At 40.8% G+C, this 25,995-nt stretch carries 22 protein-coding genes and 2 pseudogenes; 16 read left to right on the plus strand and 8 right to left on the minus strand.

Going from position 1 to position 25,995, the window contains the following annotated elements:
- From OQ477_RS16515 to OQ477_RS16545, 7 genes and pseudogenes are all read left to right on the plus strand, one after another.
- Positions 1-2,299 (plus strand): amino acid adenylation domain-containing protein (locus OQ477_RS16515; RefSeq protein ID WP_265973240.1); only part of this gene is annotated, 2,299 nt, incomplete at its 5' end.
- 99 nt (positions 2,300-2,398) lie between these two features.
- Positions 2,399-3,082 (plus strand): response regulator transcription factor, encoded by a 684-nt coding sequence (locus OQ477_RS16520; RefSeq protein ID WP_007609089.1) that lies wholly within the window; start codon positions 2,399-2,401, stop codon positions 3,080-3,082.
- Positions 3,079-4,101: a sensor histidine kinase gene (locus OQ477_RS16525; RefSeq protein ID WP_265973242.1), complete on the plus strand. Its 1,023-nt coding sequence runs from the start codon at positions 3,079-3,081 to the stop codon at positions 4,099-4,101. The genes OQ477_RS16520 and OQ477_RS16525 overlap by 4 nt, the downstream gene beginning before the upstream one ends.
- 1,196 nt (positions 4,102-5,297) lie before the next feature.
- Positions 5,298-6,062, plus strand: a complete 765-nt coding sequence (locus tag OQ477_RS16530; RefSeq protein ID WP_007408973.1) for an ABC transporter ATP-binding protein — start codon at positions 5,298-5,300, stop codon at positions 6,060-6,062.
- On the plus strand, positions 6,049-7,974 hold the full coding sequence (locus tag OQ477_RS16535) for an ABC transporter permease (protein WP_265973243.1): 1,926 nt from the start codon (positions 6,049-6,051) through the stop codon (positions 7,972-7,974). The genes OQ477_RS16530 and OQ477_RS16535 overlap by 14 nt, the downstream gene beginning before the upstream one ends.
- 54 nt (positions 7,975-8,028) lie before the next feature.
- Complete coding sequence (locus OQ477_RS16540) at positions 8,029-11,061, plus strand: efflux RND transporter permease subunit (protein WP_265973245.1); 3,033 nt, start codon at positions 8,029-8,031, stop codon at positions 11,059-11,061.
- Between the two features lie 86 nt (positions 11,062-11,147).
- Positions 11,148-11,396 (plus strand): annotated as a pseudogene (locus tag OQ477_RS16545) (DUF4885 family protein); the annotation flags it as partial.
- Between the two features lie 52 nt (positions 11,397-11,448).
- On the opposite strand, the gene OQ477_RS16550 reads toward OQ477_RS16545, so the two are convergent.
- From OQ477_RS16550 to OQ477_RS16560, 3 genes are all read right to left on the minus strand, one after another.
- Positions 11,449-12,294: an aldo/keto reductase gene (locus tag OQ477_RS16550; RefSeq protein WP_265973247.1), complete on the minus strand. Its 846-nt coding sequence runs from the start codon at positions 12,292-12,294 to the stop codon at positions 11,449-11,451.
- 110 nt (positions 12,295-12,404) lie between these two features.
- Complete coding sequence (locus OQ477_RS16555; protein WP_265973249.1) at positions 12,405-13,097, minus strand: LrgB family protein; 693 nt, start codon at positions 13,095-13,097, stop codon at positions 12,405-12,407.
- A complete protein-coding gene (locus tag OQ477_RS16560) occupies positions 13,067-13,471 on the minus strand; it encodes a CidA/LrgA family holin-like protein (RefSeq protein ID WP_003156751.1) in 405 nt (134 codons plus the stop codon). Before OQ477_RS16560 ends, OQ477_RS16555 begins: the two co-directional genes overlap by 31 nt.
- Positions 13,472-13,666: 195 nt before the next feature.
- On the opposite strand from OQ477_RS16560, the gene OQ477_RS16565 reads away from it, so the two are divergent.
- The 7 genes and pseudogenes from OQ477_RS16565 (at position 13,667) to OQ477_RS16595 (ending at position 18,765) form a co-directional block, all read left to right on the plus strand.
- A complete protein-coding gene (locus OQ477_RS16565) occupies positions 13,667-14,098 on the plus strand; it encodes a MarR family winged helix-turn-helix transcriptional regulator (RefSeq protein WP_003156749.1) in 432 nt (143 codons plus the stop codon).
- A gap of 424 nt (positions 14,099-14,522) precedes the next feature.
- Positions 14,523-15,908, plus strand: coding sequence for an amino acid permease (locus tag OQ477_RS16570; protein WP_265973250.1), 1,386 nt, complete (start codon positions 14,523-14,525; stop codon positions 15,906-15,908).
- 92 nt (positions 15,909-16,000) lie between these two features.
- The gene (locus OQ477_RS16575; RefSeq protein ID WP_265973252.1) at positions 16,001-16,714 is read left to right on the plus strand and encodes a YjjG family noncanonical pyrimidine nucleotidase; all 714 of its coding nucleotides are present in this window, start codon (positions 16,001-16,003) and stop codon (positions 16,712-16,714) included.
- 10 nt (positions 16,715-16,724) lie between these two features.
- Positions 16,725-16,937 (plus strand): annotated as a pseudogene (locus tag OQ477_RS16580) (sensor histidine kinase); the annotation flags it as partial.
- A gap of 213 nt (positions 16,938-17,150) precedes the next feature.
- On the plus strand, positions 17,151-17,627 hold the full coding sequence (locus tag OQ477_RS16585) for a DUF4879 domain-containing protein (protein ID WP_044802685.1): 477 nt from the start codon (positions 17,151-17,153) through the stop codon (positions 17,625-17,627).
- Between the two features lie 80 nt (positions 17,628-17,707).
- Entirely contained in the window at positions 17,708-17,956 is a 249-nt protein-coding gene (locus OQ477_RS16590) for a sigma-G-dependent sporulation-specific acid-soluble spore protein CsgA (RefSeq protein WP_265973440.1), read from the plus strand.
- A gap of 110 nt (positions 17,957-18,066) precedes the next feature.
- Positions 18,067-18,765 (plus strand): DUF308 domain-containing protein, encoded by a 699-nt coding sequence (locus tag OQ477_RS16595; protein WP_265973253.1) that lies wholly within the window; start codon positions 18,067-18,069, stop codon positions 18,763-18,765.
- A 45-nt stretch (positions 18,766-18,810) separates the two neighbouring features.
- On the opposite strand, the gene OQ477_RS16600 is transcribed toward OQ477_RS16595, so the two are convergent.
- Positions 18,811-19,071: a hypothetical protein gene (locus OQ477_RS16600; RefSeq protein ID WP_003156732.1), complete on the minus strand. Its 261-nt coding sequence runs from the start codon at positions 19,069-19,071 to the stop codon at positions 18,811-18,813.
- Between the two features lie 185 nt (positions 19,072-19,256).
- Here OQ477_RS16600 and OQ477_RS16605 point away from each other — a divergent pair, with 185 nt between their 5' ends.
- Entirely contained in the window at positions 19,257-20,876 is a 1,620-nt protein-coding gene (locus OQ477_RS16605; protein ID WP_265973254.1) for an APC family permease, read from the plus strand.
- Between the two features lie 94 nt (positions 20,877-20,970).
- On the opposite strand, the gene OQ477_RS16610 is transcribed toward OQ477_RS16605, so the two are convergent.
- Both OQ477_RS16610 and glpT read right to left on the minus strand, forming a co-directional pair.
- A complete protein-coding gene (locus OQ477_RS16610; protein ID WP_265973255.1) occupies positions 20,971-21,858 on the minus strand; it encodes a glycerophosphodiester phosphodiesterase in 888 nt (295 codons plus the stop codon).
- A gap of 95 nt (positions 21,859-21,953) precedes the next feature.
- The gene (gene glpT / locus OQ477_RS16615) at positions 21,954-23,288 is read right to left on the minus strand and encodes a glycerol-3-phosphate transporter (RefSeq protein ID WP_003156725.1); all 1,335 of its coding nucleotides are present in this window, start codon (positions 23,286-23,288) and stop codon (positions 21,954-21,956) included.
- A 334-nt stretch (positions 23,289-23,622) separates the two neighbouring features.
- On the opposite strand from glpT, the gene OQ477_RS16620 reads away from it, so the two are divergent.
- Positions 23,623-23,865, plus strand: coding sequence for a DUF2651 family protein (locus tag OQ477_RS16620; RefSeq protein WP_007408994.1), 243 nt, complete (start codon positions 23,623-23,625; stop codon positions 23,863-23,865).
- Positions 23,866-23,920: 55 nt separating this feature from the next.
- On the opposite strand, the gene hpaB is transcribed toward OQ477_RS16620, so the two are convergent.
- Positions 23,921-25,366 (minus strand): 4-hydroxyphenylacetate 3-monooxygenase, oxygenase component, encoded by a 1,446-nt coding sequence (gene hpaB / locus OQ477_RS16625; protein ID WP_101669930.1) that lies wholly within the window; start codon positions 25,364-25,366, stop codon positions 23,921-23,923.
- Between the two features lie 150 nt (positions 25,367-25,516).
- Positions 25,517-25,942, minus strand: coding sequence for a hypothetical protein (locus OQ477_RS16630; protein ID WP_044802693.1), 426 nt, complete (start codon positions 25,940-25,942; stop codon positions 25,517-25,519).
- Between the last annotated feature and the right edge of the window lie 53 nt (positions 25,943-25,995).

The following is a 25,995-nucleotide window of genomic DNA, read 5'->3' on the forward strand; positions in this document are numbered from 1 at the left end:
CGAAAGTTCAATTGAGATGGTGATTGGAATTCTAGGTGTGTTAAAAGCAGGCGGTGCCTATCTTCCGATAGATAAAAGCTATCCGGCAGACAGAATTGGCTATATGTTGAGAGACAGCAACGCTCAAATACTGTTAACTGCGGGCAGTGAACAAGATTTGGCAGATTTTTCAGGAGAGAGACTCGATATTAAGGAAGAACGACTGTATCAAAATGACACAAGTAATTTATGTTTCGGCGGTTCTCCTCTCGATTTAGCGTATATTATGTACTCATCCGGCAGTACTGGGGAACCAAAAGGAATTCTTTTAGAACACCGAAATGTGGTAAGACTGGTGAAAAATAATCAGTTTGTTCAATTCCAAGACAATGATGTGATACTGCAGACAGGATCACCAGTCTTTGACGCAATTACCTTTGAGTTGTGGGGAGCGTTATTGAATGGTATAAGCCTTTGTTTAGTCAGCAGAGAAATCATCCTTTCGGCAGATCGGCTTGAAAAAGAAATCTCGTCTCAAGCAACTAGTATCATGTGGCTGACTGTAGCTTTATTTAATCAATTAGCGCAAGAAAAGCCAGAAATGTTTAGGAAACTGCGGTATTTGATTGTTGGGGGAGATGCTTTATCAGCTAAACACATTAACTTAGTGAAAAGAAAATGTGAAAACGTGAAAATATTAAATGCATATGGGCCAACAGAAAATACAACGTTCTCGACAACCTTTCATATTGAAAAAGAATATGAAGGCGCTATTCCAATCGGTAAGCCTATAAGCAATTCAAGTGCTTATATAGTGGATCGATATGGAAACTTACTCCCAACAGGGATTTATGGTGAACTATATTTAGGCGGAGATGGCGTAGCAAGGGGCTATTTAAATCAGCCTGAATTATCTGGGGAGAAATTTATACAAAGCCCGTTTGTCTCTGGGGAGAAATTATATAAAAGCGGAGACATCGCCAGATGGCGCAGAGACGGTAACATTGAATTTGCCGGCAGAGCGGACCATCAAGTCAAGATTCGGGGATTCAGAATAGAAACAGAAGAGATTGATCGAAAATTATTGAGCCATCCAAGCATTAAAGAGGCTTTGGTTTTAGCCAAAGCAAATGAACAGAATGAGAAGTACCTTTGTGCTTACGTAACTACAGATGGAGTTATGGATAAACTAAAGCTTAAAGAATATTTACAAGAGAGTCTGCCGGACTATATGGTACCAGCTTATATAATAGAAGTAGAATCATTTCCTCTTACTACAAACGGGAAAGTGAATCGCAAATCTCTTCCTGAACCAATACCAAAAGATTTAATTTATGGAAAGTTTGAAGCGCCTAGAAACGAAACAGAGACAAAATTAGCAGCTTTATGGAATGAAGTTTTAGGAACGAATAAAGTTGGAATTGAAGATAATTTTTTTGAATTGGGAGGGGATTCCCTAAAACTAATAAAGCTTTTATCCAGAACAAAAGATATTTTTGGAATGGACATTGAACTGAATAAAATGTATAAGAATCCTAATATAGTATCTATGGCAAAATATATTCTCAAAAAAGAGTATAGCCGTATATGTGGCGCGGATAAATTACAGCTACTGAACAAGAAGCAAGATAGAAATCTTTTTGCCTTTCCACCAGTCGGCGGGATTGGAATAGTGTACAGTGATTTGGCAAAGTTAATCCAAACTCATTCCTTTTATGCATTTGATTTTATTGAAGAAAATAAGAGAATTGAACAATATGTAGAGTTAATTTTAAACACACAGGCTGAAGGGCCATATCTATTATTAGGATACTCTGCTGGGGGTAACTTAGCATTTGAAGTTGCAGCAGAATTAGAACGGAACAGAAAAGAAGTATCGGATGTTATTCTATTAGATAGTTATAAGGTTGAAAATAAACAGAGTCAGTCAACTTATTCAGACAATTTGTATAAAAATATAATCGAAGGAGCAAAAAAGGAACCAATGTTCCAAGAGTATCTTGAAACTGAGTACTTTAGAGAAAAAGCAATTGATAAAATAAAAGCCTATACTCGATTTTTAAACAGTATTACACATAAACACAAAATTGCTGCAAATCTTCATCTTATTAAGGCAGTAGGAAATAAAGAGAAAAAAGATAATGATCAATTCCTTTTATATAATTGGGGAGACTTTACTGAGAGAGCAGTGCATTATTATAATGGATTCGGGGAACATGGTGAAATGCTTTCAAAGGATTATTTATCAGGGAATACGGCATTAATTACTGATATATTTAAAAAAACAGAAGAACATTCATTACCTTATAAAGGAATGTAACATTTAACACAGGAGGGAATTGATTTTTTCTTCCTTCCTGTTTTATTTTTAAATAATCCTTGAGAGAATGGTGAGCTATTTTTATAAGAAGGTGAGAAATTGGATAATATATATAAATTGCTGATTATAGAAGACGATAAGGATATGGCTAAGGCTTTACAAAATTTACTTGTTAAATGGAATTTTGAGACTGTTATATGCGGAGATTTTGATAATATTTTGTCAATATATGAAAAAGAAGAGCCTCACATCATATTATTGGACATCAATATTCCTTCATTTGATGGTTTTTATTGGTGTAAGAAAATAAGAGAAGTTTCAAGTGTCCCAATTATTTTTTGCTCGTCTAGAAACAGTAATATGGATATTGTCATGGCTATTAACAATGGCGGGGATGATTATATTCAAAAACCATTTGACAGCCATGTGTTGGTGGCGAAATTACAAGCAATTATAAGAAGAACTTATGAGTACATAACAGCAGAATCTCATCTAATCGAATCTAATAATGTGATATTAAACCTTAACGATGCAAAAATATACTTCCAAGATCAGAGTTTAGAGCTTACAAAGAATGAATTTAAAATTCTAAAAACGTTAATGGAAAACAAAGGGAAAGTTGTTTCGCGGGATAATTTAATGAGACAGCTTTGGAATGATGATATTTACGTAAACGAAAATACATTGACAGTAAATATAAATAGATTAAGGAATAGATTAGAGGGGATTAATGTTGATGACTTTATTTTAACAAAAAAAGGAATGGGATATATAATTCAATGAAATTAATTGATTATGTGAAAAATCATATATTATGGATTTTATGCAGTGCACTTATTCTGGTTGTAATCAATGGGATTTTGTTTGCGAGTACCTCTATTCATCAAAGTTATATAGACATTTTTTATATGGATTTGTTGATTGTCTTTATTCTACTGATCAACATTTTCTATGGATTCATCAAGGCAAAAAAGAAATACGAAGTTGTGTTTAATAGTTCTATCGAAACTTTAGAAAAAAACAAAGTTGGAAATGATTATTTTATAGATATGCTTATAAAAGTCTCCAAAAAGCAACAAAATAAATTTTTGAAAGCAGAAGAAGATTATAAAAACGGTATTAACGAAATTCAAGACTATACTACTCAATGGGTTCATGACATAAAAGTTAATATAGCTGTGTGTGAACTGCTACTGGATGAGATTAACTTAGAAAGCAGCAGAGAGCTGCGTAATCAAATTGAACAAATTAAATTTAGGATTAATCACATTTTACATGTGACAAGAGCTAATCACTACGATCAAGACATTTTAGCGGGAGTAGTAGATGTATGTCATATTTTAAGAAGTGCAATAAAAGAAAATGCTCTTTTTTTTATTAATAAAAACATTGAGATTGAGACTAATTTAAAACCATTTAGTGTTATCAGTGATGGACGTTGGATTTATTATATTTTTGGTCAAATTCTTAATAATAGCAGTAAATATACACCTGAGGGGGGAACGCTGACTATTACAACTAAAGAAGAGAAACAAGCCTATTATATAATGATTAAAGATAATGGAATTGGCATTTCAAAAGAGGATTTATCTAGGATATTCAATAAAGGCTTTACAGGTAAAAATGGTAAGGTAGGAACGAAATCTACAGGGATGGGTTTATATTATGCTAAAAAAATGGCTGATAAACTAAGTATAGGAATTGAGGTAGACAGCGTAGAGGGTGAATATACTGAATTTCACATTATATTTTATAAACTATCCGATTATTATAAAGTGGCAAATGAAGCAATAAGTAATTAGTTAAAAACAGGGGGTAATCTAATGAGAAGAAAGGCTAAAATATTTTATATTCCATTTGCAGTGGGTCATCGATAGTTTATTCTAAGTGGAAAAAATTCATGGATCCACTTGTTGAGGTAAATGAAGTAGAGTTGGCTGGCAGAGGAAGAAGATTGAAAGACCCTCAATAGACAATATGGAAGAAATGGTTGAGGATATATATAATTCTATTAAGAATAATATAACTGAACCTTTTGCCTATTTTCGAACATAGTATGGGTGAACTGCTTACATATGAGCTTTGTCACAAATTTCGAAATGAAGGAAATCCTGCCCTCGTGCCTATTTGTCTCCGTAGAAAAGCTCCTCAATTGAAGGGAAGAAAACGACTAATACACATCTTTCCAAAACATGATTTTTTTCTGTGATTTTAAAATTAGATGGTACAGGTAATTTATTTTTAAGAACAAGGAGTTAGAAGATATGTTCTTGCCGATTTTGAGAACTGAGTTAAGTCAATAGAAACCTATGAATTTAATCCTAAAAACAATTTAGTGAATTCTGATTTTTCTGTTTTTATGGACGATAAGACTGTTGATTTTGAAGAATTATCTTTTTGGAGAAAAGTAACTCGAAAGAGATGTTAAATTTTCGCCTTAATAAGATGATATTTCTTATAAATGAATATACCGAACAAGTAGTAAAAAATCAATGAGACGTTAAATACATTAAAAATAATGAATCAGAAAGTAACAGTGTTTAGTTATTATGAGTTGATTAAAAAAGGTTTATGACCTATGGGTTCCTCTAATTTATTTAACCTTGGAAACATAGTTCATGTTTACTTTGGAAATGATTAAAGTCCTCAATTCGTTGGGTATAATTCTGTCTGCATTTTTATCAGTATATTTTGAAAATGAGAACAAACAGACTAATCACTTAGTAAGTAAATCCAATTGGTAATATAAGGTGAAAATCAATCCGCCTTGTTATATAAGGAGCGGTGCCGCTCCTTATATCTGCTTAAAAACCTCCCATACTGATTATCCATGGTTTTGTACAAAAGTCCTCTAACTCATCACCCCAACCTAACATGAATGTCACATTCACTTTTAGAAATGTAACCTAAATCGATAGCAGCGTTTTGTGCTCTAAATTATAATACAACTATAAGAATCAATGTCCTACGCATAATCAGATTTTATGGGGGTTTATAGATGAATAAGATCGTAGAGGTATCAAACGTAATAAAGGAGTATGGTGAAATTGGCAGTACCTTTCGAGCGCTTAAGGAGGTAAGCTTAAATATCAACAAAGGAGAATTTGTTGGTATAATGGGTCCTTCAGGCTCAGGTAAGACCACATTGTTAAATATTATGTCTACTATTGACAAAGCTACTTTAGGAGAAGTTTTAATCGATGGTAAAAGAATAGATTATTACAAGGATGAGGACCTTGCAAAATTCAGGAGAGACACAATCGGATTTGTCTTCCAAGCTTTTAATTTATTAGACAATATGACAATTAGAGATAACATTGCTCTGCCTCTTGCACTAAACAATGTAAAACACAAAATCATTCTAAAAAAAATTGATGAACTAACTGAGCTCTTAGGAATTTCAAATCAGTTAGATAAGTATCCATATGAATTGTCAGGCGGTCAAAAGCAAAGAGTAGCTATTTGTCGTGCGTTAATTACCTCTCCAAAGGTTATTTTTGCAGACGAACCAACAGGGGCTCTTGACTCTAAGTCATCCTCAGAGGTTCTAGAATGTTTTAAAAATATTAACAAAACCATAGGAACAACCATCATCATGGTAACCCATGATGCAAACGCAGCAAGCTATTGTAATAGGGTTATGTTCTTAAAGGACGGTAAATTGCACGGAAGACTAGACAGCAGCGGAGATAAAAAGGAATTATTTAAGAAAGTGTTAAACATGCTTGCCGTAATGGGAGGATCGGAAAATGAACTCCTTTAAAATTGCCTTTAAGCTTTTGAAGAATAATTTAAAAATATATGGATTATATTTTGTGGTTTTAGTTGTAACTGTGGCAACTTACTACAATTTTACTGCTATACAGTACAATGAAGTGTTTGTCCAATTAACTGAAAGGTTTCAATCAGCTGTAGTGGCAAGTGCAACATCTGGCTTTGTTCTAATTTGCACAGTGGTCTTTTTTATGTGGCATGCCAATGGATTCTTTTTAAAACAACGTCAAAAAGAAACCGGGTTATACATGCTAATGGGAATAAGTACGTCTAAAATTGGAAGAGTATTCGCAATTGAAAGTATTCTAATAGGCAGTTTGTCTCTATTAATGGGTTTATTGATCGGGATATTATTCTCGAAATTGTTCTTAATGTTATTAAGTAAGTCCATGACACTGGGTGGTGAAATTCCTTTTAGTATATCTGCACAAGCCATCATTCAACTTATTATTGTGTTCGGGATCATCTTTGTAATGCTGGGAATGAAAAACTATAGAGTTGTGAAAAAAACACAACTAATTAATATGTTGAATGCTTCGAAAGCAAAGCCCTCACCTCCAAAATATAATTATACAAAGGGTTTTACAGGTTTAGTATTAATTGCTGCAGGCTATATAGTGGCACTAAACTTTAAGCAATGGGATTTGGATTTATTGCTTTCTGCGATGGGAATCTTGATCTTGGTCAGCACGGGGACTTACCTGTTTTTTGGAAGTTCTCTGACTATAATTTTAGGGAAGTTAACAAATTCAAAAAAAATTATTTATAAAGATGTAAGGTTAGTCAGTATAAGCAATACTTTCTTTAGACAAAAAGTTAATTATAGAAGTTTAGCGATGACGGCTATTTTAACAGCAGCTACCGTAACTGCATTCAATGTAAGCATTTCGTTCAAACAGTTTGAAATAAATTATGACATCACAGCCTCCCCATACAGTTTAAGTTTTGAAAGCAATTCTGAAGATGTCAAAGATAAAGTCAAAGAAGTGATCCGAGAGTCAAAGCATGACTTAATCGGAATCAATAAGATTCACTTTTTTATTGGTAATGTCCAATACGACGATAATAAGCAAAATATTGATCCGAATAACAAAGCTATCATCACTAGTTACTCACAAATAAAGAAAACATTAATATTTTTGGATTATAGTAACAAATCGAGTATTTTGAATCAAATTAAACCAGAAATTCATGAAATTTCTTTTATTCTAAATGCTGATTCGATAGCTTCACCTATTTATGTTGATGGTAATAAAGTGAGCATTAATAATAATAATTTCCTAGTTTCTAAACATACACAGCTCCCTTTTACAGGGAAAATTAAAAAATATGGTGACAAAAACATTTATGTTTTAAATGACAATGATTATAAAGAATTAAGAAAGAAAAACCAAGAGATTGTATTAAATGGTGTGCGAATTACAGATGAAAAAGAAAGTAGGAAAGTGGTTAATAGAACCAAGGAAGTTGTACCAGGTGGAGATTTGAATGTAAATGGAAAGAATCAAAGCTTTACATGGGAGTATTATGCTTTAGGTCAATTTTTCTTTTTAGGCCTGATTATGTCCCTAGTATTCATACTAGCGACCTTTAGTACAATTTACTTTAAAATTTTAAGTGATGCATTCACTGATAGGGAACAATATTCAATGTTGAAAAAAATTGGTATGAGTAAAAAGGAAGTGCAGAGGTCTGTCTATCTGCAAGTTGGAATTGCATTTTTACTGCCTGTGATTGTGGGGGCCCTTCATAGCATTGTAGCAATGAATATGCTGGAACAGATTATGAATGTAAAATTCACCATTCCAATTCTATGCGGCATCGGATTATTTGTTCTTATAATGGTTGCTTTTTATATAGGACTCTGTAAAAACTACACCAAATTAGTATATGAAGAGTAGTAAAAAAATGAGAAGAATTGTCCAGTGAATTTATAAAGAGAGAGGAGATTTCATATGTCATGGTTAACTAAATGGTCCTTTGCTAATAAAGCTGCTATTACGTTAACATCCATTATTATAATAGCCTGGGGAGTAGTCAGTTATCTTCGTATACCGATGGAATTTTTACCACAGGCAGAAAATCCTCAAGTAACAATTGTTGTCATGGGGCAAGGAACAGATTCTAAAACGATGGAGGAACAGGTCACATTTCCGATTGAGCAAGCCACATCTACGGTTAAAGGAAAAAATGGAGTATTGTCAACCACGGGTGACGGATTTTCAAAGGTTGATATATATTTTGAAGTTGGGACTGATATGAAACAAGCAAAAAGAGAAATACAGGAATCCATTGATTCGCGTTCTTTACCTGACTATGTTTCCAAGCCTTCCATTACTCAGAGCGATACTTCATCGGTTCCAGTTTCCTTTGTAGCTCTTACATTTAAAGACGGATTGACGTCAGAAAATATAGACCTTTTGAATAAAGAAATTGAACCGATATACAATGATGTAAAAGGAGTATCTGGGGTTCAAAAAACGGGAAATGAAAAATCTTTTATATCTGTAAAGGTTGATAACAAAAAATTAAATCAAAATCATATTCCTATCAAAAAAGTCATGGGCATTCTTGAAGGGCAAAACGGAGCATTTTCTGTCGGTGCAGATACGATCGATGGAAAAGCAAGTAATATTAATGTATTAGGTGGTTTATCAAGCATAAAAGAACTTGGGAACATATCTGTACAGGATAATGTAAAGTTAAAGGATATTGCCACTATAAAAGAGACCAAACCTGAAAATGTCATTAATCGATTTAATGGTAAAGACAGTATTGAGCTAGGAATTAGTAAAGATAGTCAAACAAATGCGGTGACACTAAGTAAGGAAATTGAAAAAGTAACAGATACGATTAATAAAAGATATGATAACGTGGAAGCGACAGTTTTCCTTTCAACTTCTGATATGGTAAAAACTTCAGTACAATCGATGATCAAAGAAGTTTTACTAGGGGCTTTATTTGCAACAATTGTTATTATGATCTTTTTAAAAAATGTTAGATCCACATTTATTACTATCGTATCAATACCGATATCCCTGTGCATAACGGTCATTCTATTATCTAAATCCGGTATTAGCTTAAATACACTTACTCTTGGCGGGGTGGCAGTTGCAGTCGGCCGGCTTGTAGATGATAGTATTGTTGTCATTGAAAACATCTATAAAAGAATGCAGGCTGAGAAACTCTCAGTATATATGATAGTAGAGGCAACCAAAGAAGTTGGAGGCGCAATTACAGCATCTACCCTAACCACTGTAGCTGTATTCTTGCCTATAGGTTTAGTAAATGGAAGTTTACAGGAGTATATTTTGCCATTTGCTTTAACTGTCACTTATTCTTTGCTATCTTCGTTATTGGTAGCTGTAACTATTGTACCAGTAATGAGTGGAGCGCTCTTAAAAAAAGAAAAACTTAAAGAATATAATTCTCCTGCACGTTTTACTAAGGTAATAACTTGGTCTCTAAATCATAAATGGATTGTACTATCTTTATCTTTTGTTCTTTTTGCAGGCTCAATTATTGCTTATTTCACAATGCCAAAAGGAGCGGTTGAAAGCAAGAATACAGATTACATCCAAGTGACTTTAAATTACCCATCGGATACACCTCTTGCTAAGGTTAAAAACAATATTCTTAATTTAGAGAAAATCATCAAACAAAAAGATGAAGTTAAATATATGATGACATATCTAGGAAATTCAATGTCGTCAAACCAAAGAGGGGGAGTGGATTCTCCAACAAAGGGTCAATTTAGGGTCTTTTTAAAAGATGAAGGTGATGCAGATAAAATCATAAAAGAAATTCAAAAAGAAAAGGAGAAAGAGCGATTCTCAGACGCGGAGTTTACTGTTGTGGCTTCATCAGTGACCGGCCATGCTGATACAAATATTACGATTGACGTTACAGGAAATAATCTAGATGATCTCGAGAATGTTACAAATAAAATAGAAGGTAAAATTAAAAATATTGAAGGGGTTCAAGAGGTTTCTACGAATCAGGATGAAAAGAAAACAGTTTATTCCTTTGTAGTAAACCCATCGCAAGGTAATACCGAACTGGTTGCCTCCCAGCTGGGAGTTATGTTAAACAGGACAACGCTTGGAACACTTACAATTGACAATAGACAGACTGATGTTATGTTAGAACCTGTTCTTAATACAGACACTTCTCAAGATCTAAAGGATATTCAGATCATGACAGAGTCAGGAAGTACACCTATTTCTAGAGTCGCTACATTAAAGAGTGACCAAGAATCAACCACGCAGTTCCATAAAGATAGTAAACCATATTTACAAGTAACGGCTAAAGTTGATCCGTCGAAACTTTCTGATATAAATGCCAAGATAGAATCTGCAATTTCTGGGGAGGACGGAAAAGAAGCGATTAAAATCCCTAAAGATGTAAAAGTTTTTGTTGGAGGGGCAAGTGTCCAACAATCCGAAGACTTTAATGATCTATTTACGACAATGCTTGTATCGATAGGGGCAGTATTTTTAATTCTGGTTGTGACATTTAAAGGTTTTAAAGCGCCATTTGCTATTCTAACCTCACTTCCACTTGCAGCTATAGGATCGATACTTGGTCTCATGATCAGCGGCATTTCAGTTGATACTAATGTTCTGCTTGGTGCTTTAATGTTAATTGGTATTGTAGTAACAAATGCTATTGTGTTATTAGATCGTGTGAAGCAAAATGAGAAAACGATGACGATACGTGAGTCACTCATTGAGGCTTCAGTAAGAAGAATGCGTCCAATTATTATGACTGCAGTTGCAACTATTTTTGCGATGCTTCCACTATTAGTGAAGAAATCAGAGTCGGTCAATCTTGTTTCACAAAGCTTAGCAGTTGTTGTTATTGGAGGTTTGGCAGTAGCAACCATGCTTACCTTAATAGTGATACCATGCGTATATGAAATATTTAATTTTAAAAAATCAAAAATGCAAAGGCGTGAAAAAACATTGAAAGATGATATAACAATTTAAATAAATTTATTGATGTTTTTGGGACAGGGAACAGAACACTTTTCGAAGTCAGCTGTCGGTGATATGACCGACGGCTGGTTATTTAGTTAGATGTTTATAAGGAAGCGCTGCAGCACGATCCTTTACTGAAACATACGGCGGCAGAAGCGGCTGCCCATTACGGACAGAGGCTCACGAAGCTTGCGAGAACGGGTTATGATGCCATTCCTGATTTGGTGCTGTCCATTGAGTATAAAAACGGATCTCTGCGTGATGTCGGCCAAAGCAGGCAATACGGATCTGGGGATACAGATTGGCTTTCTGAATGGAAACGGGAGCTGGGTGTGCGTATATAAATTGAGAAAAAAGCTGACAAATGATGCCGTCAGCTTTTCTTTATGTGTTTTCTTAAAACTCCTCATACTCCGCCGGGTCTTGGCCGTTTATGCGTCCGTCGGGGCGGGTAAGCGAATCGATAAGTTTCATGTCATTTTCATCAAGGAAAAAATCAAAAACAGAGATGTTTTCAAGCTGGCGCTCGGGCGATGCTGATTTTGGAATCGGGATGGCGCCCAGCTGGATATGCCAGCGTAAAATGACTTGAGAAATGGTTTTGCCGTATTTGTCCGCAATCCGTCCGAGTTTTTGATCGTTCAATACTTCACCGGCGCGGGATAACGGACTCCATGATTCTGTCATGATGCCCTGTTCTTCGTGCCATTGGCGCTGCTGCTGCTGATTAAAAGCGGGATGCAGTTCTATTTGGTTGATGCCTGGCTTTACACCGGTTTCACGTTCGAGCCGTTCGATATGCTCAGGCAGGAAATTGCAGACGCCGATGGATCGGATCAGACCCCATTTTTTCGCATCAATCAGTGCCTGCCATGCTTCCGTGTAGCGGTCTTGTTTCGGGTTCGGCCAATGGACGAGATAGAGGTCATAGTAGTCCAGACCGGCGCGGTATAAAGATTCTTGGATGGTTTGTACAGCTTTGTCATAGTCATGGTAGCGCCCGGGCAGCTTGGACGTCACGTATAGCTGTTCTCTCGGAACAGAGCTTCTGCGGATGGCTTCTCCGACCGTCCCTTCATTTTCATAGTTGTAAGCGGTGTCAATCAGACGGTAGCCGATATCAATGGCGCTGGTAATGGCGTGAACGCCGTTGTTTTCATTAAGAGCGTATGTACCGAAGCCGATCGCGGGAATGCTTGTCCCATCCAGCAGTTTCTTTTGCGGAATTGTCCCAGTCATCATTAAATCCCTCCTTGTTTTCTACTTTACCATTATTCTTACAAATGAAACGTAATAATGGAAGGAAATGAGATGATCCGCATATGAAAAAAGCTGACGGAGAACCGTCAGCTTTAAATTTGAAACATCCATGCTACAACGGGGCCGAAGACCGATCCTAACACGGCGCAGAGCGTCATGGAAACAGAACTCATGGAGACCGTTAATTCTCCGTACTCCATTGCTTTTGAGGTGCCGAGCGCATGGGAAGCGCTCCCGAATGCAATTCCTTTCCCGAGTGAGCTGCGGATGCGGATCCACTTGAGAAGCAGCGGTCCTAAGATAACGCCGGAAAACCCTGCGATCATGACGAACACGACTGTCATGGAAGGGACACCGCCGATACCGGACGCAATCTGTATGGCGACAGGCGTCGTAATTGATTTTGGGATAATTGACAAAATCAAACTCCGGCTGATGCCGAACAGCTCTGCAAATAGCAGGCCGCTGACCATTCCGGAGAATAAACCGGCCAACACGCCGCCGATGATCGGAAACATATACTTGATTAACACCCGGCGCTGCTTATAAAGCGGGTATGCCAAAGCCACCACGGCGGGGCCGAGCAGTGAATTGATCCATTGTCCGCCGATCATATAGTCTTTATACGGAATATGAAAAACAAGCAGCACGGCGATAATGAAAATCGTAGTCGTCAAAACCGGTATGAGAAAGGGATTTGGAAAGCGCACATATAATTTCACCATAGCCAGATAGGCGGCGGCCGTGAACAAAATTATAAGGATTGCGATACATGCTTGCTGCACTTCTTTTTCTCCTTTCTCTGATTGGCTTTGTGCTCTAACAGCTGGCTGGCGTACCCTGCGGCGATCATTGTGACGATGGTGCTCAGCACGATGATCAGAAACAGAGCAGCCCCGCTGGCGGAAAACAGTGACGGGTAATTGATGACGCCCGTCATGGCCGGAATGAATAACAGCGGAAGAAAAGACAGCAAAAATCCGGCTCCGTCTTCAATCATTTTGACGGGAATGATCTTAACCGATAAACATATGATCAGCAGGATCAAACCGATGATACTGCCGGGAATGGGCAGGTGAAAGAACTGCTGAACGGCTCCCCCGATAAAGGAAAATGCGAATAAAATAATGATTTGCAAGATGATGCGTATGACTTTCACGACAATGCTGTTCTTTGGAGAAGAGCAGCTTCCCCCTTTCTTGATGCTTCGATATGTTTCTTTACTTTTTGCGCATATATTTGTACTATACAAATATATGTATGCAAAATCTTTCTATATGTCTTCTGAGTAAATGTGTATATGTTTGTATTATACAACTAATATTGCTGTTGTCAATTGTAAGGAGTGAGGCTGTTGTCAAAACAAGATCCGATTGAATTAATTGAATATGAGCTCACCACTTTTATCAGGAGAGCTGTTTATCTGGATAACTCCGACCGTAAAATCGGACATCTGGAAAGGGCTGCGTATTTGTTATTACGGCAGCTGGATGAATTCGGACCGGCGCGTGTAAAGGAATTAGCCGAATCTTTTAAGCTGGATATTTCCACATTGTCACGCCAGGCCGCGGCCTTGGAGTCGAAAGAGCTGATCCAGCGTTTTTCCGATCCTTCTGACGGGCGGGTCAGTCTGTTTGCGATTACGAAGCTTGGCAAACAGAGGTTAAAAGCTGATAAAAAGATGCGTCTTGAGCGGTATCATCGTATGCTTGACGATTGGTCAGGCGATGAAAAAGAAATGTTCGGCCGGCTTTTGCTGCGGCTGAATGAGGCATTTATCGATTAATGTATGATTTTTGCCGGTTAAGCAGGATTATGGCGTATACAAGGGAGAATGGAAGAGAGTAAGACTTTACGCCATTCTGCTTAGCAAAAATAATATTGAATAGGGGGCGGAACATGTTTCTCCAGGGACATCCTGTTTCTCGGAGGCTGCGGCATTTATTATCTCAATATTCATAATTCAATAAAAATGAAAGCGCTTTATTTTTAGTCTGTTGGTTTAGGGTGCAAGGTGTTTACCTGAAAAAAACAATTGTATTTTCCACGAAAATTTATTATGATGGAATAAGGAAATTGGAGATTATATAACAATAGAAAGATAGAATATTTCTAATATTGCGGGAAATGAAGAGTGAGTTAGGTTCAACAGGTGCACCTTCTGCTTCATTATTTCACATATATCAGAGCTGTTAAGAGGAGGAAGCGAAGTGGCAAACAAAGAATTAAAGAGAGGCTTAGGCGCGCGTCATATACAGATGATTGCGCTGGGCGGCACGATCGGTGTCGGTTTATTCATGGGGTCATCCAGCACGATCGGATGGACCGGGCCGTCTGTCCTGCTGGCTTATGCGATCTCAGGTATCTTTATCTTTTTTATCATGCGTGCGATGGGCGAAATGCTCTATGTAGAGCCGAGTACAGGGTCGTTTGCGACATTCGGCCATAAGTATATACATCCGTTAGCCGGCTATATGACGGCGTGGAGCAACTGGTTTCAATGGGTGATCGTCGGGATGTCTGAAATTATCGCCGTCGGTTCGTATATGAAATATTGGTTTCCTGATCTGCCGGCATGGATTCCCGGCATTATCGCCATGGCCATTCTCGGTGCGGCGAATTTAATTTCGGTAAAATCTTTCGGTGAGTTTGAATTTTGGTTTGCCATGATCAAAATCGTCACCATTATTCTGATGATCGTGGCCGGAATCGGGATTATTTTCTTCGGTTTCGGTAACGGAGGGCATGCGATCGGATTATCTAATTTATGGTCGCACGGCGGTTTCTTTACGAATGGTTTTTCAGGATTTTTCTTTGCCTTGTCTTTGGTTGTTGCGGCCTATCAAGGGGTCGAACTGATCGGGATTACGGCAGGAGAAGCGAAGGACCCGCAAAAAACGCTGCGAAGCGCGATTCAGAGTATTATTTGGCGGATTTTAATTTTCTACATCGGTGCGATTTTCGTCATCGTTACCGTATATCCGTGGAATGAGCTTCACTCACTCGGCAGTCCGTTTGTTTCGACATTTGCGAAAGTCGGGATTACGGCGGCGGCCGGTTTGATTAACTTTGTTGTGATTACCGCTGCGATGTCCGGATGCAACAGCGGGATATTCAGTGCGGGACGCATGCTTTATACATTGGGCGTGAACGGACAGGCCCCGAAATTCTTTAAGAAAGTTTCTTCGAGCGGTGTGCCGATATTCGGTACGCTTGCGGTATTAATCGGACTTGTGATCGGTGTCGTGCTGAACTACATCGCGCCTCCGAAAATTTTTGTCTATGTGTACAGCGCGAGTGTGCTGCCGGGAATGATTCCGTGGTTCGTCATTTTAATCAGCCATCTCGGTTTCAGAAGAGCGAAGGGCGCTGAGCTTGATAAGCATCCGTTTAAGATGCCTTTTGCGCCGTTTACAAACTATTTGACGATCACTTTCTTACTCATGGTATTGATCGGCATGTGGTTTAACAAAGATACGCGGATATCTTTGGTTGTCGGGGTGATTTTCCTGGCGATTGTGACGGTCAGCTATTATGCGTTCGGTATCGGCAAGCGCGTGCCTGGTGAAAAATCGAAAATAGAAGACGCTGTATAATTCAAAAAGACACCTCTCTTACAGGGGTGTCTTTTTCGGCCTGTCCGCGAGTGGTATACTGGTTAAAAAAAGCAGAACCGGGGGAAACATCGATGAGTCATTACCGTACGTTATTATTTGATATAGACAATACGCTGCTGGATTTTACCGCTTCAGAAACCGATGCTCTTCAAAAATTGTTTCAAGGTTCAAAGCTGGACCTGACGGCAGAGGTGGAAGCCCGTTATAAAGCGTTAAATCAGGGGCTGTGGAAGGCGTTTGAAGAGGGGGAAATGACCCGCGATGAAGTGGTCAATACACGGTTTGCCCTTTTGTTTAAAGAATACGGCCTCGAAGCCGACGGCGTGCTGATGAATCAGGCGTACCGCCAATACTTAGAAGAAGGGCACCAGATGATAGACGGAGCTTATGAGCTGATTGAACGGCTGAGTCCTTTATTTGATTTATACATCGTGACGAACGGCGTCTCAAGATCACAATATAAGCGGCTGGGCGACTCCGGTCTGTATCCGTTCTTTAAAGATGTGTTTGTATCTGAGGACACGGGTTTTCAAAAGCCGATGAAGGAATACTTTGATTACGTGTTTGCGAGAATTCCCGGTTTTTCTGCCGAGGGCGGACTTATTATCGGCGATTCACTGAGCGCGGACATAAAAGGCGGCCAGATGGCGGGAATGGATACGTGCTGGTTTAATCCCGGAAAGAAAGCAAATGAGTCCGGAATCATCCCGACATACGAGATTCATTCGCTTGATGAGCTGTATGATGTGCTGAACGTGGAGCGAAAAGCCGCCGCTCATTTGTAAGGAGAATACGATGAAGATTGCACATACGAAGTTACTGATCAGGGGTTTTGCATTACTATCAATCTTTCATGCGATTCTTCAGCTTCCTCCCGGCCGGGGGGAGCTGAAGGTTTTTTTGTCTGTGCTCGTGATTATGCTGACGGCTAATGACTGCCTGCGGCCGCTGTATATGAAGAGAAGGCCGGCTGTATATCAAGGCTCTTTTCTCCTGAGCAACGTTATCAGAGTCGGCAAGCTCGGTTCGGTAAAGATGACAGAAGTTCGAGAGTCGTGTTAAGAATCTGCGGCATCTTTCTCATGATCAACGGCGTTTCAAGAGCGTTTCATATCTAGTTCACAAAGTGTTCCGGACTCTTTTATAAAATGTAATCTTTTTCCTTGTAAATCGTGTAAAATAGTATAGGATTCTACGAAAAGAATAAGAGGGGGAAGAAACATGAAAAAGAGACTCGTTACGCTATTCGCGGCGGCCGTTGCTGTTTTGTTGCTTGTGAGCGGGTTGTGGGCTCCATCAGCGTCTGCGGCGCCGGCTCCTGCTTTAACACAAATCCGTATTATCGGTGTGACGTCTGACGGTCAGAGTTACCAATGGGAAAATATCGGGCCGAACCAAATCAGCGCATCAAAACCGATGAAGGGTACAACGGGTTATTTAGCCGTATATTTCCAAGGGTATCCGAACAATAACACGATCCAGGCGTTTAACAACGGAACGAATATTACAAATCTTACGTCAAAAGCGCTGGAAGATGAATATACGAAAAACGGCAATATCGTTACAGGCTATATTAAATATTACAGTGTTCCTCTTTCTTATGTCAGTTCAGGAACGTTCTCTTTCTCCGCAACGGGGCTGAACGGGCCGTACACGCCATTAAGCAGCGGGTTTTTCTCCATTCAGGTACAGAGTTAAAACAGCCGTTCGGTGCTTTCATGTATAGTTTTTCTCTCTTTCCGGGAAGCTATTCCTATAGAAAAGGGAGGGCTTACATGATGGACAGGACACTCGGATATTTGCGCGAGTCGCTTTCGAACCACTTGGAGCATGACGTGTGCCGAGGGATTTATAAAAAGCTTCAGGTGAAGCATTATGCAAATGAGGGCGAGTTTGTGAAAGGTCTAAATGATTTGGAAATGGATGCGCTGAATCAGGTGCTTGAAAAGGAAATCAAATATGCTGAGAACGAGCAGGATGAGAAGCGCACGATGGAATTGAATGAAGTATATGAGCTCCTGTTTTAAAAAAGCCTCCCGGCGGCCGGGAGGCTTTTTATTGTTTCGGAAACAGTTTACAGTATCATCCAACCCTTTGTATAATGGATAGTTGTGAAAAACAGAGACGGAGGAGAAACATGAACGAAATAAAAAAACAGACGGTTCTTGAGTTATCATCGGTTGAAAAAGCTTTAGTTTTTCTGGTGCCGCCATTATTGGGGCTGGTCATCGGATGGTTTCTGCCGGTCATTGCGAAATGGGCCGTAACATTGGATTGGCTGCCTGTTATCGGGCCGCTGGAAATGATCGCTTCTTTTCACGGATGGAAGGCTGCGGCTGTCATCGCCGTTATCGGCTTAATCGGGGGAATGTGGCTGACGCGGACTGTTTTTAAAGAATGTCTTACGGCGGTCGTGACGGACAGCGAGGTGTCCTTAACCATATATAATGAAGAAAGCGTGTACTCGAAAGACAGCATTTCCGGTGTGTTTACGGATGAAAAGCATCTTGTCTTATTGGGGACTGAAGGGCAGGAGCTTTTTCGGGAGAAGCTTGAGCCGGCGGTTGAAAAAGCGGCTGATGCGTTTCGCGCGCATGGGTATGTCTGGCTGGGGACGGAAGATCCTTTTAAAGAAGAATATAAACGGTGGGTGCCGGACACGCCGGATTTGGAGCCGGGGGCTAATGCTCTTTTTAAAGCGAGAGAAAAGGCGCTGAAAGAGGAGGAAAAGGCTGACGCGAAAGAGCTGAAAGCGGAAATATCCAAACTGGGCATTACCGTGCGGGAGAAAGGCTCGCGCCAATATTGGCGGATCTATCAAACGCCGTCTGCATAAAAAAAGCTGCCGCCGTTTGATACGGCCGGGCAGCCCGGGAACAGATTATTTCTTCTTGTCATCATAATATTGAACCGGGTACATGGAGCCTTCAGATACCATTTTGTTATCTTCAATATCTTCGGGATGCGGGTTGCCTGCTTTGTTGACGGGGAATGATTCAATATCCTGCTTCCCGGAGAGCGATGTTTTCATATTGCGGATAAAGTTCATCACCTTTTGGCGGTTTGATTTATCTTTGAGCAGGTAGGAAGTCACTCCGACAGTCGACACGGCAAGTCCTGAAATGAGCAGTTTTTGTTTCACGATAAAAACTCCTTTCTATTTCTGGCTTGCAGTAGTTATTCCCGCTTAACGGCTGTTTAAACATCTGAAGGGTAATTTTGGCTTTCTGCTTTAATGCGATAAAGATTGACAAAACTATTTTCAGAATAATATTATAAATACATGATAGCGCTGGAGTCATATTTTAATTGAAAGGTGTTAACTTTATGAATCAATTACATCGCAGAATGGGAACGTTTGCACTCATGATGGTCGGACTTGGGTCGATGATTGGCTCCGGCTGGTTATTCGGGGCGTGGCGGGCGGCTCAGATTGCGGGACCTGCCGCAATTATTTCCTGGATTATCGGTATGATCGTTATTTTGTTTATCGCACTTTCTTACAGTGAATTGGGTTCAATGTTCCCGGAAGCCGGGGGAATGGTAAAATATACTCAATATTCTCATGGATCATTTATTGGATTTATCGCAGGATGGGCAAACTGGATTGCGATTGTTTCCGTTATTCCGGTGGAAGCGGTTGCGTCTGTTCAATATATGAGCTCATGGCCTTGGGAATGGGCAAAATGGACAAGCAATCTCGTTCACAACGGCACTCTTACGGGAGAGGGGCTCGGCTTCGCATCCGTATTACTGATTATTTACTTTTTACTGAATTATTGGACAGTTAACTTATTTTCAAAAGCGAATTCATTGATTACCATCTTTAAAATTATTATTCCGGGGCTGACAATCGGAGCGCTGCTGTTTACCGGTTTTCACGGCGGAAACTTCACATCCGGTTCAAGCATTGCGCCGAACGGCTGGGCAAGCGTGCTGACGGCGGTGGCCACATCGGGTATCGTATTTGCGTTTAACGGGTTTCAAAGCCCGATTAACATGGCCGGAGAAGCAAAAAATCCCGGCAAATCGATTCCGATTGCGGTTGTCGGTTCGCTGCTGGTCGCAACCGTCATTTACGTCCTATTGCAAATCGCATTTATCGGTGCGGTTGAACCTTCCATGATCGTTCACGGCTGGAGTCACCTGAACTTTAATTCTCCATTTGCCGATTTGGCGATCGCATTGAATATCAACTGGCTTGTCATTATTCTTTATGCGGATGCGTTCGTATCTCCGTCAGGAACGGGTATCACATATACCGCTACGACGTCACGCATGATTTACGGCATGGAAAAAAATAAATATATGCCGAGCATTTTCGGAAAGCTTCATCCGCTGTACGGCGTGCCGCGCCAAGCGATGATTTTCAATCTGATCGTATCGTTTATCTTTCTGTTTTTATTCAGAGGATGGGGCGTGCTTGCTGAAATCATTTCCGTTGCGACGCTGATTTCTTATATCACGGGTCCCGTGACGGTGATGACGCTGCGGCGGACGGCGGGGGATTTATACCGGCCTCTCCGTCTGAAAGGCCTCAGCGTGGTTGCACCGCTCGGCTTCGTATTCGCGTCTCTCGTGCTGTATTGGGCGCGCTGGCCGTTAACAGGGCAGGTGCTGTTTATCATTTTGATCGGCCTTCCGATTTATTTCTACTACCAAGCGAAAGCGAAGTGGAAAGGATTCCGCAGAAACTTTAAAGGCGGCGTCTGGATGGTTGTCTATCTGCTCAGCATGATGGTCATTTCATGGCTCGGAAGTGAAAAATTCGGCGGTCTGAACATCATTCCGTACGGCTGGGATATGGGGCTGATCGCAATCGTTGCCCTTGCCTTCTATGCGTGGGCGCTGAAGAGCGGCTTCAAGACTGAGTATTTGAAAGACGCCAAAGCAATCAACGATCAATTAAAAGGCGGACAGGCGGAAGCCGCTGCCGGAAAAGAATAGTGATTGATAAAAACCTTGCGGTAACGTTCCCGCAAGGTTTTTTTATCGGACGAAAAAACATGGGTTCGGCATCATCTCCGAACCCATGCTGCCTTTATGATTTGTAATCTTTTTTAACCTTTTGGAATACATCCGCATAGTTGGTAAACACACCGGTTACGCCCCAATTCAGCAGACGGCGCATGTCCGCCTCGCTGTTCACGGTATAAGGGTGCAGCAGAAGGCCGTGGCTGCGAATGTTTCGGACATTTTGAGCGTTCAGCGCTTTGTAATCCGGTCCGATTCCGACGGCATATGTTTTTATGTCCGTTAAATCTGCGTCAGTCATTGACGTCATCTGTTCCGCTTCAAGCAATTGGACGGCGGGAAGTTTCGGATCGAGCTGTTTGATTTTCAGAAGGCTGTCCTTGCTGAAAGACTGAATGATAACTTGTCCAAGTTTCGCATGCTTGCCTGCCAATTTGTATTTTTTCAGTGAAGCGATCAGTTTTTCTTCCATACCCGGATATGTTTCGGGCGCCTTTGTTTCAATATAATAGTTTGCATGTCTGCCGAACCGTTTTAACACGTCATCAAGTGTGGGAACGCGAAGTCCGGCGTATTGCGGTTTTGCTTTTTCCGGATAGGCCTTATTGAACCAAGAGCCAGCGTCGAGCTTTTGAATCTCGGCTAATGTATGATCCTTCACCCAGCCTTGTCCGTTTGTGGTGCGGTCCAGTTTTTCATCATGCATGACGATCAGCTTGCCGTCTTTTGTCATTTGTAAATCCAGCTCAATATAGTCAGCCTTCATTTTTTGCGCAGTTTCATAAGAAAGGATCGTGTGCTCCGGGACACACCCCGAAGCACCGCGATGGGCAATGGTCAAAATTCTGTCAGGAGACAAGAGGTTTCCTTTTCCCGCTGCCGATACAGGCGTGACGATGAATGACAATAAACCGAGTGAAAGCAATACCAAAGCAAACAACTTATGTTTCCGCATGTTTTCTTCCCCCTTAAAAATCAATATCTGTCTCTAGTGTAGAAAATCGTTGTAAATGCTGTACTGCAAAAATATTAATCTTTTATGTTGTTTTCTTACACATGCTCCGCCCGCTTGCCCGTATTCCACGTCATAGCCAAGAAGACGATGGACAGCACGCATGAGGAGATAAGCATGATAAAGCCGCCGTTCCAGTCAAAGCGGTCTACGACATAACCCATGATGGCGTTGGCGAAAGCAGAGCCTCCGATGTAGCCGAAAAACCCGGTTAAGCCGGCTGCCGTTCCCGCCGCTTTTTTAGGCGCAAGGTCAATGGCCTGAAGCCCGATCAGCATGACAGGTCCATAGATTAAGAAGCCGATGCTGATCAGCGCGATATTATCGATGAGCGGATGACCGGCAGGGTTAAGCCAGTAGACCAATACAGCGATAAATACGCCGGCCATGAACAGTACGCCTGCCGGCGCGCGGCGGCTTTTGAAAAAACGATCGCTGATCCAGCCGCACAAAATCGTTCCCGGAATTCCCGCATATTCATAAAGGAAATAAGACCACCTGGAGTCTTCAGGAGAGAATCCTTTCGCTTCCGTCAAATAAGTCGGCGCCCAGTCAACGACACCGTACCGCACGAAGTAAACAAAGACATTGGCAAATGCGATATACCACAGAAATTTATTATTCAGCACGTATTTGAAAAGAATTTCTTTGGTCGTCATCTCTTTTTCCTGGTCTTTGAACGCATGTTTCGGATAGTCATTCCGGTATTCTTCAATCGGCGGAAGCCCGCAGGATTGCGGCGTGTCCCGAACGAGAAGAACAATCACAAATGAAATAACGATGGCGATAATCGCCGGAAAGAAAAATACGCTTTTCCAAGTAACAAACATGGCGATGCCGAGAGTCACGAGCGGGGCGAGAATACCTCCGCCTATGTTATGGGCGACATTCCATATCGACATTTTCGTGCCGCGTTCACTGATGGAAAACCAATGAGCCATCGTCCGTCCGCAAGGCGGCCAGCCCATTCCTTGAAACCATCCGTTAATAAACATAAAAATGAACATAATCGTCACGCTTGACGTGACCCACGGCATGGAAACAAATAAAATGTTTACGACACCTGACAAAAACAGACCTGTCGCAAGGAAATACCTCGGGTTGCAGCGGTCAGACACCATCCCCATAATAAATTTACTGAAGCCGTAAGCGATTGATACGGCCGCAAGCACCAAGCCAAGTTCCCCTTTTGAAAACCCTTGTTCCTGAAAATAAGGAATAGCGAAGGCAAAGTTTTTGCGAAGCAAATAATACCCGGCATACCCGATGAAAATCCCCAAAAATACTTGCAGCCTGAGCCGTTTATAGGCCGCATCCGTCTTTGAATCATCCAATCTCTCAATATGCGGAGCGGGCTTAAACAATTGAAACATCATATCCTCCCCTTTGCTGAACGTCTATCATGATGTATGTATGACTCCTTTCCTTGAAAATGACAAAAAGAACCAGAAATCACCCTTGTGAAAGGGCGGGGTTTCCTGGTTCTCCTCATCTCCATCCAAAAATCATTAACTTGTGTATGATAGCGCTTTCTTAAATTATCACAGTCTGACGTGAATGTAAACGCTTTAAGGAAAGTTTTCATTTTTTTGAATAAATAACCGGAGGGAATATCAGCCGGAGAGCGAAAGATTTGAAGTACTCGATTTTGTACTCAGGCATAAGATGTGTTAGGCCGAACTAAGAAAAGCGAAGGGAGTGCATCTGTTGATTGATGAATTGGATTTTGCGTTCGGTGTTCTGCCGCTTTGTATCATCATCTTGTCAGTCGCCGGAACATATTTGTTTAAAAACGCGTTCATTATGCCGGCTGCCGCTTTGGCCGTTTGCCTTATATGCACCTTTACCGTATTGAATTTCTCGTTTATCGGGTGGGCCGTTGTGTATACGCTTGTCTCTTTCGCGTTATCGCATATTACGATGGTGGTGATCAGCCAAAATAAAAAATAGGATCGGCGGCAGCCGATCCAGCTATCAAAAGCAGAGATGTGCTCTCTGCTTTGTTTTATTTATGAATGTGCAGGAATTCCTTGATGACCGCGGTCTGTTCTTCTTTCGGGTAGCTTCTGTACAGATGGCTGGTTAAGCGGACGGGATCACCGAAGAAGTACCGCTCATATTGTGTCTGTCTTGTTCCAAAGGGGCTCATGGTCAAATCCCATGCGAGGCGGAACACTTTTACCCGGTCCTCAGCGTTCAATTCGGCCGCCTGCAAATATTGGTCAAGGTCTCCTCTGATGTCAGAACGAAACGCTTTTTCAGTCGGCAAAGTCACCATTCCGCTTGCCCCGATCAGCTGAATGATTTCCGTGAAGCGCGGGTAGATGTCGGGAAAAATCGTGCTGACCACACGAAGCGGAGTGACACTCGGACGCATATAACCCCATTCATCTGTTTCCGCATCATTCTCCGACTTTTCCAAAAGGGCTTTCATCGTTTCCAGACCGGTGATGATTTCAGCCATCTTAGCCTGAATATGCTGATATTCGCCCACATCTATCGCTTCGACAAGCGTTTGGGCGAGGCCCAGGAGAAACTCCGTCTTTACAATTTGTCTCGTGATAACTTGATGAAATGCGAAGGCGTTAAAAGAGCTTTTCATATTAAAATCAAAAGCCGCCTCGTAATTATTATAAAAAAATACGCGTTCCCAAGGGACCAAAACGTGATCAAATACAACGATAGAATCCATTTCTTCATATCTTGAGCTGAGCGGATAATCAAACGCTGATTTTCCGAGTACGAAAGATTCCCTGCAGATGAATTTTACTCCTTTTGTATTGGAAGGGATTGAAAAAGCGAACGCTTCATCCGATTCAAAATACATTTTAGGCAGAGAAACCACGAGCACTTCATCCGTCAGGCCGCCTTGTGTGGCTAAAATCCGGGCGCCGTGTATGATGAGGCCTTTTTCATTTTTATCGACGACTTTTGCCGAGATAGGTGTCGGCGATACGTTTACACCCATTTGTGAACGATTCACCTGAGGGGTGATAAACGTGTGCGTAAAAGAAAGATCCTGAGCAGCAGCGCGTTCGTACAGCGCTTGAACATGTTCCGGAAAACAATGCTCGCGGTCTTTCAAAAGCGCGGCGGAGGAGGCGAAGCTCATCAGCACGGTATTCATATAATCCGGGCTTCGTCCCATCATTCCGTGCGTGTGTCTGGCCCAATGTTCGAACATGTTTCTTCTTCTTTTTACGTCTTCTTTCGTTTTCGGCTGCAGGTATGAAAGCCCGGCCCGTTCTTTTTTACCGGGAAGACTGTAAGTCATTTGATCTTTCATATCCGGTTTCGTTTGCAAATCATAAAGAGAGCGCTTCGTTTCCAGAAGGCCCTTAAATGCGGGATGTTCAGAAATCTGTCCCTCGATCTTTTCACCATCGAGCCAAATCTCATTTCCAAGCTGATTTAATCGGTCAATGAACATTTTTCCATTAATGATACCCATCATGTCGCCCTTCTTTCTTTGCAGATCCACTACCTCATTATATTGAAAACGAAATTGGGTGTTCCGGTTATTTCCAAAGGGGAAGAGCCTTTTCTGATAAGGGGGGTGAAGGGTTTGCATAATAAAAAAACCCCTTAAGCAGAGGGGTTTTTAACTGATCATGTCTTTGTATCGTTGTTCGAGGACAAAGTCTATCATTCCGGTGATACGGGTGTTTTCAGATTTTTGTCTGAAACGGTCAGATACTTGAATTTTTCTTGAAAACGGAAATACAGCAATAATCCAAACAAGGCCGGCCAGGCCGAAAACCATCTGCAGAGCCATTTCAATCAAATCATTAAAATGAGTGCTGAAAAAAAAGATATATAACGTGATGAATGTGACTGTACATACAATTTTGACAGTATGTTGAAAGGTGAGGGGCGGTTCAGTGAAACACATTTTCATTTGATTCAGTGTGAGCGAATCTTGTTTCATTAAGTATGTAAGCAGTTCTTCGTCATTTTGACTTCGCGGAATCAAATCGGTTTCTATTTTTTGAACGGTTTCCTTGTATGTCTGCATATCAATCTTCATGCGAATCCTCCTTTAGAAATAACTCCAAGAATACTCATTGAGCATTCCTGGAG

The sequence above is a fragment of the Bacillus sp. ChL18 genome (assembly GCF_026241425.1).
GTDB classification, from domain to species: domain Bacteria; phylum Bacillota; class Bacilli; order Bacillales; family Bacillaceae; genus Bacillus; species Bacillus velezensis.

What these genes read in the sequence shown, in the direction of transcription:
- OQ477_RS16540 (WP_265973245.1), top strand. Translation starts at nt 8,029, where the DNA reads ATGTCATGGTTAACTAAATGGTCCTTTGCTAATAAAGCTGCTATTACG.
- glpT (WP_003156725.1), bottom strand. Translation starts at nt 23,288, where the DNA reads ATGTTTCAATTGTTTAAGCCCGCTCCGCATATTGAGAGATTGGATGAT.
- OQ477_RS16530 (WP_007408973.1), top strand. Translation starts at nt 5,298, where the DNA reads ATGAATAAGATCGTAGAGGTATCAAACGTAATAAAGGAGTATGGTGAA.
- OQ477_RS16605 (WP_265973254.1), top strand. Translation starts at nt 19,257, where the DNA reads ATGAATCAATTACATCGCAGAATGGGAACGTTTGCACTCATGATGGTC.
- OQ477_RS16550 (WP_265973247.1), bottom strand. Translation starts at nt 12,294, where the DNA reads ATGATGACTGGGACAATTCCGCAAAAGAAACTGCTGGATGGGACAAGC.
- OQ477_RS16525 (WP_265973242.1), top strand. Translation starts at nt 3,079, where the DNA reads ATGAAATTAATTGATTATGTGAAAAATCATATATTATGGATTTTATGC.
- OQ477_RS16595 (WP_265973253.1), top strand. Translation starts at nt 18,067, where the DNA reads ATGAACGAAATAAAAAAACAGACGGTTCTTGAGTTATCATCGGTTGAA.
- hpaB (WP_101669930.1), bottom strand. Translation starts at nt 25,366, where the DNA reads ATGGGTATCATTAATGGAAAAATGTTCATTGACCGATTAAATCAGCTT.
- OQ477_RS16585 (WP_044802685.1), top strand. Translation starts at nt 17,151, where the DNA reads ATGAAAAAGAGACTCGTTACGCTATTCGCGGCGGCCGTTGCTGTTTTG.
- OQ477_RS16610 (WP_265973255.1), bottom strand. Translation starts at nt 21,858, where the DNA reads ATGCGGAAACATAAGTTGTTTGCTTTGGTATTGCTTTCACTCGGTTTA.
- OQ477_RS16535 (WP_265973243.1), top strand. Translation starts at nt 6,049, where the DNA reads ATGAACTCCTTTAAAATTGCCTTTAAGCTTTTGAAGAATAATTTAAAA.
- OQ477_RS16590 (WP_265973440.1), top strand. Translation starts at nt 17,708, where the DNA reads ATGGACAGGACACTCGGATATTTGCGCGAGTCGCTTTCGAACCACTTG.
- OQ477_RS16575 (WP_265973252.1), top strand. Translation starts at nt 16,001, where the DNA reads ATGAGTCATTACCGTACGTTATTATTTGATATAGACAATACGCTGCTG.
- OQ477_RS16630 (WP_044802693.1), bottom strand. Translation starts at nt 25,942, where the DNA reads ATGAAGATTGATATGCAGACATACAAGGAAACCGTTCAAAAAATAGAA.